This window comes from Streptomyces durmitorensis, assembly GCF_023498005.1.
Lineage (GTDB): Bacteria > Actinomycetota > Actinomycetes > Streptomycetales > Streptomycetaceae > Streptomyces > Streptomyces durmitorensis.
The window spans coordinates 2550363-2563100 of record NZ_CP097289.1 but is presented as its reverse complement, the minus strand read 5'-3'; the positions used below and the strand labels follow the sequence as shown (position 1 = coordinate 2563100).

At 70.2% G+C, this 12738-nt stretch carries 10 protein-coding genes; 4 read left to right on the top strand and 6 right to left on the bottom strand.

The window, feature by feature from the left end:
- Nucleotides 1-124: 124 nt before the first annotated feature.
- Nucleotides 125-2986 carry an AfsR/SARP family transcriptional regulator gene (locus M4V62_RS11575; RefSeq protein WP_249587171.1) on the top strand — a complete coding sequence of 954 codons (2862 nt, stop codon included), beginning with the start codon at nucleotides 125-127 and terminating at the stop codon, nucleotides 2984-2986.
- A gap of 4 nt (nucleotides 2987-2990) precedes the next feature.
- Here M4V62_RS11575 and M4V62_RS11570 read toward each other — a convergent pair whose 3' ends face one another.
- Genes M4V62_RS11570 through M4V62_RS11560 form a run of 3 tightly spaced genes read right to left on the bottom strand, consistent with a single transcriptional unit; the run spans nucleotide 2991 to nucleotide 4235 of the window.
- The gene (locus M4V62_RS11570; protein ID WP_249587170.1) at nucleotides 2991-3182 is read right to left on the bottom strand and encodes a hypothetical protein; all 192 of its coding nucleotides are present in this window, start codon (nucleotides 3180-3182) and stop codon (nucleotides 2991-2993) included.
- Nucleotides 3183-3210: 28 nt separating this feature from the next.
- The gene (locus M4V62_RS11565; protein WP_249587169.1) at nucleotides 3211-3453 is read right to left on the bottom strand and encodes a DUF397 domain-containing protein; all 243 of its coding nucleotides are present in this window, start codon (nucleotides 3451-3453) and stop codon (nucleotides 3211-3213) included.
- Nucleotides 3450-4235 carry a helix-turn-helix domain-containing protein gene (locus M4V62_RS11560; RefSeq protein WP_249587168.1) on the bottom strand — a complete coding sequence of 262 codons (786 nt, stop codon included), beginning with the start codon at nucleotides 4233-4235 and terminating at the stop codon, nucleotides 3450-3452. Before M4V62_RS11560 ends, M4V62_RS11565 begins: the two co-directional genes overlap by 4 nt.
- A gap of 153 nt (nucleotides 4236-4388) precedes the next feature.
- On the opposite strand from M4V62_RS11560, the gene M4V62_RS11555 reads away from it, so the two are divergent.
- Nucleotides 4389-4820: an ATP-binding protein gene (locus M4V62_RS11555; protein WP_249587167.1), complete on the top strand. Its 432-nt coding sequence runs from the start codon at nucleotides 4389-4391 to the stop codon at nucleotides 4818-4820.
- Here the strand turns inward: M4V62_RS11555 and M4V62_RS11550 are convergent.
- The gene (locus tag M4V62_RS11550) at nucleotides 4813-5487 is read right to left on the bottom strand and encodes a hypothetical protein (RefSeq protein ID WP_249587166.1); all 675 of its coding nucleotides are present in this window, start codon (nucleotides 5485-5487) and stop codon (nucleotides 4813-4815) included. The two genes, M4V62_RS11555 and M4V62_RS11550, sit on opposite strands and share 8 nt — an antisense overlap.
- Nucleotides 5488-5726: 239 nt before the next feature.
- Here M4V62_RS11550 and M4V62_RS11545 point away from each other — a divergent pair, with 239 nt between their 5' ends.
- Both M4V62_RS11545 and M4V62_RS11540 read left to right on the top strand, forming a co-directional pair.
- On the top strand, nucleotides 5727-7709 hold the full coding sequence (locus M4V62_RS11545) for a trypsin-like serine peptidase (RefSeq protein ID WP_249587165.1): 1983 nt from the start codon (nucleotides 5727-5729) through the stop codon (nucleotides 7707-7709).
- 132 nt (nucleotides 7710-7841) lie between these two features.
- The gene (locus M4V62_RS11540; protein WP_249587164.1) at nucleotides 7842-9497 is read left to right on the top strand and encodes a M1 family metallopeptidase; all 1656 of its coding nucleotides are present in this window, start codon (nucleotides 7842-7844) and stop codon (nucleotides 9495-9497) included.
- A gap of 16 nt (nucleotides 9498-9513) precedes the next feature.
- On the opposite strand, the gene M4V62_RS11535 is transcribed toward M4V62_RS11540, so the two are convergent.
- The gene (locus M4V62_RS11535; RefSeq protein WP_249587163.1) at nucleotides 9514-10317 is read right to left on the bottom strand and encodes a hypothetical protein; all 804 of its coding nucleotides are present in this window, start codon (nucleotides 10315-10317) and stop codon (nucleotides 9514-9516) included.
- A 25-nt stretch (nucleotides 10318-10342) separates the two neighbouring features.
- Nucleotides 10343-12736, bottom strand: coding sequence for a transthyretin-like family protein (locus M4V62_RS11530; RefSeq protein WP_249587162.1), 2394 nt, complete (start codon nucleotides 12734-12736; stop codon nucleotides 10343-10345).
- Nucleotides 12737-12738: the final 2 nt, after the last annotated feature.

Below are 12738 nucleotides of genomic sequence, written 5' to 3'. Positions count from 1 at the left end.
TGCACCGGACGCGCACCGCTTCTTCCACTGCTGCGATGTTTCCGAGGAGCTCTCTCGCGCCGGTCACTCGATGGTCACTCGACACTCACCCCTCGTGCTGGAATGATGACTCTGGGTTACGGGGGTGAGGATCACGGAGTTCGAGTACAGGCTTCTGGGGCCGCTTGAAGTGCTGTTCAGTGGCAGGCCCGTGGAGATGCGGGCAGCCAAGCAGCGGGCCCTTCTGGCGTCGCTCCTGGTGGACGCCAACAAGGTCGTTCCCACCGACACCCTGATCGCCAGACTGTGGGACGAACCGCCGGACGGCGCCCGCAACGCCCTGCAGAATTACGTGCTCCGGCTGCGTCGCACCCTCAGTGGTCCGTCCGGCGGGCCGATCCGCACCTGCGCGGACGGCTATCTCATCGAGGTGCCCGACGAGGCCCTGGACCTGCACCGGTTCGACGCCCTGGTCACCCGCGCCCGGTCCGCCGCTGCGGCGCAGGCGGCGGAGAGGGCTTCGGCGCTGCTAGGCGAGGCGCTTGCGCTGTGGCGGGGAGAGCCTTTCTCGGACGTTCCGTCGGAGCGGCTGCGCCTCGACGTCGCCCCCGCGCTGAACGAACGCCGCCTCGGCGCCCTGGAGTTGCGCACCGACGCCGATTTCCAGCTCGGGCGCCACACGGACGTACTGCCGCGCCTGCGCGAACTCACCGACGCCCACCCGCTCCAGGAGCGCTTCTGGGCGCAGCGCATGCTGGCCCTCTACCGCTCGGGCCGACAGGGCGAGGCCCTGGACTGCTACCGGACCGTCAGTGGGCTCCTGAGGGAGGAGCTGGGCGTCAACCCGGGCCCTGAGCTGTGGCATCTCCATCAGCGGGTGCTCACCGCTGACCCCTCCCTGACCACACCCACGTCGCCGGGGGGCGCGCGGTCCGAGGGGAACCTTCCCGCCGAGACGACGACGTTCATCGGCCGGGAGAGCATGCTCCGCAGGACGCGGAAGCTCCTGGAGAACGCCCGCCTCGTCACGCTCACCGGGCCCGGCGGAGTCGGCAAGACGCGACTCGCGCTGCGCGCGGCGGCCGAGGCCTCCTGGGCCTTCCCGCACGGGGCATGGCTCGCCGACCTCGCACCACTGACCGAACCGAAGCTCCTGGACCGCGCGGTCGCCGATGCGCTCGGCATCCCCGACCAATCACTGCGCCCCGGCACGGAGGTGCTCGTCGAGCACCTGCGGGAACGGCAGTTGCTGCTCGTCCTCGACAACTGCGAGCACGTCGCCGAGGCGGCCGGCCAGCTCCTGAGTACGCTCCTGGCGGCGGCCCCAGGCCTGCGCGTGCTGGCCACCAGCCGCCAGGGGCTGCGCGTCCCCGGCGAGTATCTGCTGCCCGTACCGCCGCTGGTCGTCCCCCACGACCGGGGCGCACCAGCGGCGCCCGCGCGCTGCGAAGCCGTGCGGCTGCTCGCCGACCGTGCCGAGGCCTGCGCCCCGCACTTCCGGATCACCGGACGCAACGAAGAAGCCGTGGGCCGCCTGTGCCGCCGCCTGGACGGCATTCCGCTGGCGATCGAGCTGGCCGCCGTGCGCCTCGGCGCGCTCTCGGCCGAGGAGATCCTGGAGCGCCTCGACGACCGGTTCCGGCTCCTCTCCGACACCGGGAAGTCCACGGGACCCCGGCACCAGCGCACCCTGCGCGGCGTCGTCGACTGGAGCCACGACCTCTGCGACGAACGCGAGAAGAGGCTGTGGGCAGGGGTGTCGGTGTTCTCCGGCGGCTTCGACCTCGCGGCGGCCGAGGCGGTGTGCCCCGGCGAGGACGCCACCCGCGAGGACATCGTGGACGTACTCGCCGCCCTGGCGCACAAGTCGGTGCTCACCGTCGACACGACCGGCCCCCGAGCCAGGTACCGCATGCTGGAGACCCTGCGCCAGTACGGGCAGTGCAGGCTCCAGGAGCTCGGCGGGGACATTCTGCTGCGACGGCGCCACTGCGCGTACTACGCGGACATGACCGCGCGGGCGGCGGAGCGGTGGTGCGGGCCCGACGAGGTCGCCTGGCTGTCCCGGCTGCGCCTGGAGTCGCCGAACCTGCGGGCGGCCCTGGACTTCTGCGTCACGGGGGAGGGCGACGCCACGGTCGGCCTCGGGATCGCCGCGAACCTCACCCGCACCCGGTACTGGTTCTTCAGCAGCTCGCTCGGGGAAGGCCGCCACTGGCTGACCCGCGCCCTCGACCTCGCCCCGACGGCGCCCGCCCCGCTGCGCGTCGGCTGTCTGGCACTGGCCGCCTGGATCGCGCTGTGCCAGGGGGACCAGTCCGCCGCCGAACGCTTCCTGGCCGATGCCGTGCGGCTCGGTCAGGACAGCGGGGACGGCGAAGCGCTGGCCGTGCTCACGTACATGGAGGGCGCCTTCGCCTTCCTCGTCCACGCGGACGCGGGGTCCATCGCGCTCCTGCGCCGGGCCAGGGAGTGCTTCCAGGCGGGCGGTCAGGTGGGCGACGCCCACATGGCGACCATGCTCTGGGCCATGGCGGCGGCCTTCCTCGGCGAGCGGGAGCTCGCGCTGGCGGTCGGGCGGGAGTACATGACCGAGGCCGAAACCCACGGCGCGGGCTGGGCGCACTCCTGGGGGCTGTGGGGCATGGGACTCGCGGAGCTCCGGCACGGCGACCCGCACCGGGCGGTGGCCCTGTTCCGTGACTCCCTGCGTCGGCAGCGGGCCTTCGGTGACCGCTGGGGGATCGTGTGGGGCATGGAAGCCATGGCCTGGGCCGTCGCCGCGACAGGGGACCACGGCCGCGCCGCCCGGCTGATAGGGGCGGCATGCCGACTCCTGCGGACGACCGGCGTCGCGCTGACGGGCCTGCGGCCGCTCCACGAGGCCCATACCGAAGTCGAGCACCTCGTGCGCCGAGCCCTCGGCGAGCGGGCCTTCGCGGCGGCCTTCGCGGAGGGAGCGGCGACGCGGGACGCCATACGGCTCGCGCTGGGCGGGACCGGATGAGCGGTCAGGCAGGGCCCCGGCGAGGGCGGCTGCGGGCGGTGATCGCCACGCCCGCCGCCGCGACGAGCACGCCGACCGCCGCCCACGCGAACGCGGCCCGATAGGCGGCCACTTGAGTACTTCCGCCGCCGACCACGGCTCCCACGAGCACCGCGAGACCGAGTGAGCCGCCGAGCTGGTCCACGGAGCGCTGCACAACTGCCGGGTCCGCCGGAGTGACCTGGTTATGCGGGAAGGGCCAGGAAGGCGGCCCAGGCTTCCGGGGCCACGGTGAGGTGGGGGCCGTCTTCCGAGTTCTTGGAGTCGCGGATGTGTACGGCGGTGGGGTGGGCGGCGACTTCGAGGCAGTTGCCGCCTTCGCTACCGCTGTAGCTCGACTTCCGCCAGGCGTAGGCGACTTCGAGGCATTCGCCGCCCTCGCTGCCGCTGTAGGTCGACTTGAACCACATAAGCGCGGTGCCGCTCATTGCTCTCCTAGCAGACGGTCCAACAGGTCCCTGGTGTCCTCCGGGCTTAGGGCCTGCGATCGCAGCATCGCACATTTCTGCGTCAGGATCGCCACCTCGTCAGGATCGGCGATCAGTTGGCTTCCGCGCTGGGTCTCGGTGTAGGCGAGCCGTTGGTGTTCGGGTGTTTCAAGCAGCACGAACGGGCCGTCGAGGGCGGCGTGCGTGGTGCGTCCAAACGGCAGGATCTGCAAAGCGAGGCCTGGGAGTTCGGCGTACGCGCGGAGGCGGTGAAGCTGCTCGATGTACACCTTCTGGCTGCCAAGGCGGTCGTGCAGTACTGCTTCCCAGATCACGAAGCTCGTGGTCGGCGGGACCTTGCGATGCAGAATTCCCTGACGCTCGATACGCGTCGCGACGAACTGCTCGATCTCGTCCTCGTCGAAGACTGGGACGCGGCTGCGGAACACCGCCCGTGCGTACGCCTCAGTCTGCAACTGCCCAGGAAGCACTTGATTCGCGTACAAGGAAATCGCAATAGCCTCCCGCTCGCAGTCCAGATACTCCTCGGCCCACCGAGGAACCAGATCCACCTCCGGCATATTGTCGACGGCGGTCTCCAGCGTCCGGTTGGTGCCCAGGAGTTCATCCAGCTGCACCGCCAGATCCATCTTCAGCGGACGCCGACCCTGCTCAATAGAGGCGATGGCCTCCTCGCCGACCACGAACCGCTCGGCCAGCGATTTCTGTGTGTACCCGGCCGCCTCGCGGTGGACGGCGAGCAGCGCGCCCACCATCCGCATCGCCGACGCATTCCTCCGTGACCGTCGTTTTGGGCTGTTCATACAGTCCAACTCCCCATCAAGCGCCGTACGTTCACGCAGCGAACCCGTACAGCCCGGCTGTACGGGTTCACGCACTGCTTCATGATGGCGACGGAGTGTGACTCTCGTCACGTGAATGACGAAACTCCACTCCCGTTCCGACGGGACCCCCGCGAGCGCTTCTACCGGCGCGAACGTCAGTCCGTACCCGCCGCCCGCGCCTTCGCGCGCGCCGCGCTCGTCGGCTGGGGAATCCGCGACCGCGCGGACGGCATCACGCTCTGCGTAAGCGAGTTGGCGACGAACGCCTTGCTGCACGGCGTTCCGCCCGGACGCGGCTTCCGGCTCCACCTCCACTGCGAGGGCGACGTACTCCGTGTAGAAGTGCACGACAGCGGCGACGGATGGCCCCGGCTCGGTATCAGTGGTGAAGGTGACGCCGAGTCGGGGCGCGGGCTGCTGCTCGTGGCGGCCCTCGCCGACAAGTGGGGGGTCGTGGAGCGCGATCCCGGGAAGGTCGTCTGGTGCGAGTTCGTTCCGGCCGACGCCGGGAGCCTCACCTAGCGGTCAAGTCCCTTTCGGCGTGGCTGCCTTGGTCCTCGCTGGTCACGGTGACGGAGTCCGCGCCCTCGTCACCGTCCCACCAGTCGGCGAAGGCCTCGCTGAGGGTGTCGACCTTCTTCTGGGTCTGCTTGTCCTTGTGCGTGACGTAGTCGGTCGAGACCGTGACGGCTCCGGAGCCCTTCGCCCCGTATCCGATGGTGAGTGCGGTGATGTGCGGGGTGAGGTTCTCGGCGTTCGGGGCGCTCGGGGCGTTCTTGGCGGTCCAGGAGCGGAAATCCTTGAGGAGGTTCGACGGGGCGTCACCCTCGTACAGCGTGGTCTTCTTCGCCGTCTTTCCGCCCTGCCCGAGGAAGTGCGCGCTCCCGGCCGACGGGTCCTCGTCCCACCATTCCGTGAATGCCTGTGCCAGCGGGGTGACTTGGTCCTCCGCCTCGCCCCAGGGACCGTAGTCGGTGAGGACCTCGACCACCCCGTGGCGGTCGCCGGACCGGTAGCCGAGGCTGACGTTCAGGGCGTGGCCCGCCAAGTCGTCGTCGCGCTCCGAGTCGTTCGTCTTCAGCCACGTATGGAACCCGAGCAGCAGGTTGGGGTTGTCCGGGTGCTCCTCCGCGTCGGCGTCGCTCCCGGAACACCCCACCGTCAGGAGCAGTGCCCCCGCCGCGAACACCCCCGCACGCGTCCTGGTTCGAGTGAATCGCCCCGCCTTCCCCACTGCCTTCTCCGATCAACCAGCTGGTGCAATACAACAATTACGGGGCAAGTCGCAAGTTCCGCCCCAATCGACACATCGTTCGATGTGTGCGTAACGTACCTTCTCGATTGATCTGTACCAATCGGGCCCCGGGTGACCGGGGTCCGTTTTTGTGGGGGAACACAACAGTGAGAATGAAACGCAGCCTGACTGCGATGGCCGCCGCGGCAGCGATCCTTGCCGCAGCGGGACCGGCCTGGTCCGCCCCGGACCCGACGCCTACGCCGAGCGCGGCCACACCGACGCCGACCTCGCAGCCGACCTCGAAGTCGCCCTCCCAGGCCCCGGCCCCGGACCAGGACCCTGACCAGGCCCTGGCCCGCGAGCTTGAGAAGTTCTGGACGCCCGATCGCATGGCCGAGGCCAAGCCGGTCGAGGAGCAGCAGGTCCGCGAGGCCGCGGCGGCCGAGGACGCCAAGAGGGACTCCCGGGGGGACTCCCAGAGGGAAGAGGAGGAGGCAGCGCCGCGCGAAGGGGGCGACGGCATGCTCCGCTCGCCCTCGCACACCTTCAAGGGCATCAAGGAAGTCGGCACCTTCTACTGGGCGCAGAAGGCGGGCAACGACTACCCGGACCGCTACGACTACCGCTTCTGCGGCGGCACCGTCGTGCCGTCCCCGGGCAAGAACCTGGTCGCGTCCGCAGCGCACTGCTTCGACAGCAACGACCAGAAGTCGAACCTGGTCTTCGTGCCGCAGCACAGCGCGAAGAGCCCGATGCCGCACGGCATGTACCCCATCAAGAAGGGCCACATCTTCAAGGACCCCGGCTACACCGGGTCCAAGAAGAGCGAGGAAGACTTCACGGACGTCGACGTCGCGTTCCTCGCCACCGAGCCGCGCAGCGACGGCAAGGAGGTCGAGAGCGTCGTCGGGGCCATCCCGATGGGCTTCAACACCGGATTCAGCCACACCGCGCACGCCATCGGCTACCCGTACCTGTACGGAGGCGGCAACTACAAGCCGAAGCAGGACCCGCTCAGCTGCACCACGCCGACGAAGAAGTACACCTCCGGCAACGCCAAGGACAGCGGCGGCAGGCTCTGGCGCGGCGGCACCTTCACCGAGATCCACTGCGACGGCTACGTCGGCGGCACCTCCGGCGGCCCCTTCATCACCGCGGGCGGCGAGTCGGCCAAGCTGATCGGCGTCACCGGCGGCTGGCTGACCGGCGGCCACAGCGCCAACACCTCGTACTCCTCGTACTTCGACGACGACGTCAAGCGGATCTACGACGCCGCGAAGGCGGGCAAGCAGCCGGCGAGCATCAACCCGCCGCCGATGGCCGATCCGGTCCTGCCCGGCGCCGGTACGTGGAAGCACGCCAATGCCATAGCCAACGGCTACTTCGCTCTCGACGGGCCGGTCTCCGACGACCGTATGGACATGTTCGTCATGTGGTCGGACGGCGAGCTGAGCATCTACCGCGGCGCGGGCAAGGCCAAGAACCACTTCGACAAGGAGTTCAAGGTCCAGGGCCCGAACGCCCTGTGGCGCGACCACGCCAAGCAGGTCGTCGCGGGCGACTTCACCGGTGACAACGGCTCCGACCTCATCGTCCGCTGGTCGGACGGTGAGGTGACGCTCTACCCGTCGGTCGACGAGGCGGGCTTCCACGGCGAGTACCAGCTGGCCGCCGCGAACGGCACCTGGAAGCACGCCGAGGCGATCACCTCGGGCCGCTTCGGCGGCAACAAGTGGCAGGACGACCTCGTCGTGCGCTGGTCGGACGGCGAAGTCACGCTCTACCAGAACACCGGCGACAACAAGAAGCTCGGCAAGGAGATCAAGGTCGTCTCGCCGGGCACGTCGGAGGCCGGTACGTGGAAGCACGCCACCCAGATCACCGCGGGCGACTACTCGGGCGACGACACCTGGGACCTGGTCGTGCGCTGGTCCGACGGTGAGCTGACCCAGTACCAGGACTTCACCGGCACAGGATCCTCCTGGGGCGAGCACAAGTGGCAGGCCCCGAACGGCCTGTGGAAGCACGCCCTGCTCGTCAGCGGCGGCGACTTCACCGACAACCCCTGGGCCGACGACACCATCGTGCGCTGGTCGGACGGCGAACTGACCCTCTACGCCGACGGCAACGCCTCCGGCATCGGCTCGGAGAACCAGCTCGTGGCGCCCGCGTAACCGCAGGTAGAGCCCTTCTGGGTGAGGGGCGGCGGCAACCTCCGGGTGCCTCCGCCCCTCTTCCCCTGAGGACTTCCCTTGCGGACTTCCCTTGCGGACTTCCCCTGCGGACGACCGGATGGAGACCCCACCATGAACCGCCCCGCCGCACTCGTGTGCGCGGCAGCCGTCTGCCTCGCCCTGTCGGCGTGCGACGCCAAGCCCCCGGGCGACGCGGACACCGCCGTACGGGAGTCCCACCACCGCCTCCTGGAGCAGTTCCGCTCCTGGGCCCGTGACACCGGCGAGTCCCGCACCGCACGCCACGCGCAGGCCGTGTACACGGTCGATCTCACCGATTCGGACTCCGATTCTGAGGGCGCGTACGACGTCGAGGTGCAGACCGACCTCTCCGCGAAGTCGGCCGAGGCCAAGGCGCTCGCCAAGCTCTTCCGCACCTGGTGGGACGGCGACGACGGCGACGGCACCGTGCGCGACCTCGTCATGCTCGACGCCCGCGGGAACCGCGTCGACGACCATCTGTTCCCGGCACTCGGCAACGGCGGCTACGACGTCACGCACTACGCCCTCACCCTCGACTACACCCCGGACGGCAACCACCTGACGGGCACCGCCGTGATCACCGCACGGGCCACCCAGGACCTGTCCCGCTTCACCCTGGACTTCGCGGGCCTGCGCGTGCGCCATGCCGACATCGACGGCTCGGACGCCCGCTTCAGCAGGAAGAAGAACAAGCTGACGCTCACTCCCGACCGGTCCATCGGCAAGGGGAAGACCTTCAAGACCACCGTCCGGTACGGCGGGACGCCCAAGATGCTCACGGCGGAGGACGGCGGCGACGAGGGCTGGATCGAGACGGACGACGGCGTGGCGGCGCTCGGCGAGCCCACCGGATCCATGACCTGGTTCCCCGGCAACCACCACCCGTCCGACAAGGCGACGTACGACATCGACGTCACCGTGCCGTCCGAGTACACCGCGGTCAGCAACGGAACCCTGCGCGAGACCCGGCAGCGGGGAAAGCGCACCACCTTCCACTGGCGCAACCCCGAGCCCATGGCGAGCCATGCCGCGACCGTCGTCACCGGCGTCTTCGACATCTCCACCGGCACGACGGACGACGGCCTGCCCGTCTACACGGCCGTCGACCCCGACGAGGCGGACGGGCCCGTCGACGTCCACGACCTGGTGCCCGAGGTCGTCGACTGGGCAACCGACCGCTTCGGCCCCTACCCCTTCTCCTCGACCGGCGCCGTCGTCGACCACCTCCCCGATCTCGGCTACGCCCTGGAGACGCAGACCAAGCCGTACTTCGAAGAGGCACCGGACACCCGCCTGGTCGTCCACGAACTGGCCCACCAGTGGTTCGGGAACTCCGTCACACCCCGCGCCTGGCAGGACATGTGGCTGAACGAGGGCTTCGCCACCTACGCCGAGTGGCTGTGGGACGAGGAGCACGGACACCGCACCGCCCAGGAGACCTTCGACTCCTTCTACGACGGCTCGCACCCGGAGAGCGAGGGCATCTGGGACTTCCCGGCAGCCGACCCGCCGAGCGCGACGCGGGTCTCCGACTCACCGGTGTACGGCAGGGGCGCCATGACGCTGCATCAGCTGCGCAAGGCCGTGGGGGACCGCACCTTCTTCGCCATCCTGCGCACCTGGACGCGCGAGCACCGGCACGGGAACGCCGACACCGAGCAGTTCATCGCGCTGTGCGAGAAGAAGTCGGGGAAGGATCTGTCGGCCCTGTTCGAGACGTGGCTCTTCTCGGCGGACAAGCCCTAGGGACCGCGGGTAAACCCTAGGGACGGTCGAGGTCCCGGCATGTGTGCTCGTCGGGGAGCAGGGGCCTGAACGCGACCGCATAGAGCGTTCCTCCGCTGCTCCAGCGGGTGTTCTGCCTTGTCCCCAGGGCGAGTTGACGGGCGCGTACGAGATCCTCGCCCGTCACCACCTCGCACCGGCCGGCAATCGGCCGCAGTGGCCACGGTCGCGCCGTGGCGTCGTCGGCGCCGACCCCGCCGGTGGCGAGAATCGCCAGGGCGGCCGGGCGGTAGGCGGTGGCCCCCGGCGGGGGAGTGTCCGAAGGCGCGGGCGGGACCCGGGTGCGTACGAAGTCCAGGACGCGGCCCCGGTCGCCGTCGCCCCCTGCTTCGGGCGCGATGACGCGCGTGCTGCGCAAGCCGTGCGGGGTGCGGTAGGTGACCGTCAGGAGGGAGGCGTCCGTGGACGTCGTGTCCTCGTGGCGGCGGGCGTGAGCGAGGCCCGCCGCGTGGGCCGCGTCGGTGAGTTCGCGGTAACGGGCTGGCGTCAGGCGGTACTTGACGGCCGTACGCAGCGCGCCCGAGGTCCGGGCGGGGGCGATCACGTGGCCGCCGCCGTAGAGGGAGAAGCGGGGCAGGTCGCCGCGTTCCCAGGGGCGTGGCGAGCTGTGGAGCTCCTGGACGCGCAGGACGAGCGTCCGGGGGTCCGAGGGTGGGGCGGGCGCCGGTGGGTCCCCGGGCTCGGAGCCGCAGGCGGTCACGGCCACGAGCAGGAGCAGCGGGAGCAGGGAGCCGCGCATGCGGGTGGGACGGTCGGGTGTCCCCGCCGGTTCCAGCCGCATGCACGGCTCCCTGTCGATCACGGTGCTAGGACTCGGTCACGGTGTACGTGCCGGACCCGGCCTTGTTGACGAGGACGACTCCGTAACAGCCGCCCTGCGACGTGAACTTGAACGACTCGGCCTGGCCGGGACCGTTCGCGGTCCCCGACGCGGTCGCCGCGTAGCGGCCGCGGACCGCCGTGTTGGGGCTTGCCGGGTCGGAGTCCATCAGGAACAGCTCCGCGTCCTGGCTCGCGTCGGACGGCGTCGCCGTGATGGTGACCTCGGTGCCTGCGGCCGGGCACGTGTCCCAGACGGCCGTCACGTCGTCGGCGCCGTTCATCACCTTGGTGTCGGACCCGATGAGCAGCTTGCCGCTGTCGGCGACCTCGATCCGATAGTCACCTGTACCTGTGCCGCCGAGCGGACGCTTGACGACCGGGTAATAGTCGCCGGGCCCCCGCGCGTTGGAGTCCACGGCGATGAAGTCGACGGTGTCCCCGGTGGCCAGGCTGACGTCCAGCCGCTGCTGGAGCGCCTGGTCGTCGTACAGGTCGAGGTCGTAGTCGACGCCCGCCGGAGGCCGCAGCGCCACGACCGACCAGAAGCGGAAGGTGGTGTCGTAGCGGTAGTTGTGCTGCGGGTCCGGTGCGGGCAGCGTCTTGGACTGTCCGTCGGTGAGCTGGTTGCGGAAGCCGTAGTCGATGCCGTTCTGGTAGAGCGCGCCGCCGGGGCCCGAGCCCACGTCGTGGCCCTCCTGGCCGCGGTGGGTCCAGAACTCCTGGAAGGTGTTCGACCGGCGGTCGAGCAGGGTGTCCCAGATGGCGTTCTTCGCGGACTCCTGGTGGTAGTCCCAGTAGCGCTCGCCGGACGGGTCCATGAGGTCCCACAGGGAACCGGTCACCCGGCCCTCGGTGTCGTCACCGGTGTTGTAGCCGGCGGTGTCCTCCACGTGCCAGCCCCGGTAGTTGTCATTGTTGAAGATCGCCATCGGATAGAAGTTGGCGAAGCCCTCGACCCAGGCGCACCCCTTCGAGCTGCGGGTGTCCATCGCGTGCGGACTGCAGTTGTCGATGGCGGGGGGCCTGTTGTCCTCGTACACGTCGGCCATCACCGCGTGGCCGTACTCGTGCACGGTGTCGGTACGGTCGTCCGGCGACGCGGCCTCCAGCCAGACGCTCTTGTCGCCCCACTGGTAGCGGCTGCCGTCGCCCGCGTCGTCGTCGGGGTAGACGATCTCCATGCGGCGGCAGTCGCCGGTGTCGCGGGCGTCCCAGCACTCGCCGGGCGTCCAGTTCTTGGCCTGGTTCGCCTGGTCGTACGCGTGGAAGACCCGGTTCATCGTCTGGTCGCCGGGGGCGATGCGGCCGAAGTCCACCGTGCGGCCGTCGCCGATGTCGTCGCGCTGGCCGGAGCGGAACTCGTAGACGTCGCGGCCGAAGAAGTTGTCCTCGACGATCCGCCACAGACCGCTCTCGGTGCGGACCTTGACGTACACGTCCTGACCGCCGGAGGTGTCGTTGTTGTCGAAGCACATCCGGAAGCCGCCGCTGCCGTCGGTCAGCGCGGAGTCCAGGAGGTCGTCGGCGCCGAAGGAGTCGTCGTCCCAGGCCTCGACCTGGATGTTCGGCGAGGGGTGCGCGCCGCCCGGCTCGGTGTAGCCGACCGTGCCGGTGACACAGGAGAGCGCCTTCACGGACGGTTCGGTGGAGGGGGCGTCGTCGCTGTGCGGCTTGGGGAGCTTCGTCCGCCCGGCCACCGGCTCGAACGGCCGGTCCGGCTTGGCGGGGGTCAGCTCGACGTCGTCGGGGAGCTGGCGCAGCGCGGTGGAGTTGCGGCGCTGGTCGAAGCCGAGGTGCGAGGCGGCGGGCGTGGCGCCGACCGTGAGGAGCTGGAGGTGCTCGTCGCGGTCGGTGGGCTCGGCGGCGGGGCCGTCGACGCGGGCGCGCACGGAGGTGGCGGCGGCCTTGACGCCCTTGACCGGGAGCGAGAAGCGCAGGGTCTTCCCGGCCGCCAGGTCGATGGTGCGCTGGGCGCGGTGCACCGCGCCGCCGTCCTCGGGCAGGAGCTGGCCGAGTTCCTTGAACTGCCATCCGGCGGGCGCGGACGCCCAGTCGACGGCGGCGGGGAGGTCGGCCTGGACGCGGGCTCCGGAGAGGTCGACCCGGGTGTCGACGGTGATGTCGAGGCGGGCCTGCTGTCCCACGGAGGGAGCCCGGTCGAGACGCGTGGTCACGTGCACACAGCTCGACCAGTCCTTGGGCGCCGCGCAGCTGCCTTTGGGCGCCTTGTCGGCCGCCGCGGGGTCGGCGGCGGACGCGGGGCCGAGGACGGTGAGGGGTGCGCCGATGGCGAGGGCGCCGATGACGGCGACGGCCTTGGAGCGGGCACCCGGTCTTCTTCGCCGTGAGGCCGGGGGTCTGGCTGATCTTCGTAACACGA

Coding starts and splice junctions, on each gene's coding strand:
- M4V62_RS11545 (WP_249587165.1), top strand. CDS start 5,727: ATGGCCGCCGCGGCAGCGATCCTTGCCGCAGCGGGACCGGCCTGGTCC.
- M4V62_RS11560 (WP_249587168.1), bottom strand. CDS start 4,235: ATGCGGATGGTGGGCGCGCTGCTCGCCGTCCACCGCGAGGCGGCCGGG.
- M4V62_RS11535 (WP_249587163.1), bottom strand. CDS start 10,317: ATGCGGCTGGAACCGGCGGGGACACCCGACCGTCCCACCCGCATGCGC.
- M4V62_RS11565 (WP_249587169.1), bottom strand. CDS start 3,453: ATGAGCGGCACCGCGCTTATGTGGTTCAAGTCGACCTACAGCGGCAGC.
- M4V62_RS11540 (WP_249587164.1), top strand. CDS start 7,842: ATGAACCGCCCCGCCGCACTCGTGTGCGCGGCAGCCGTCTGCCTCGCC.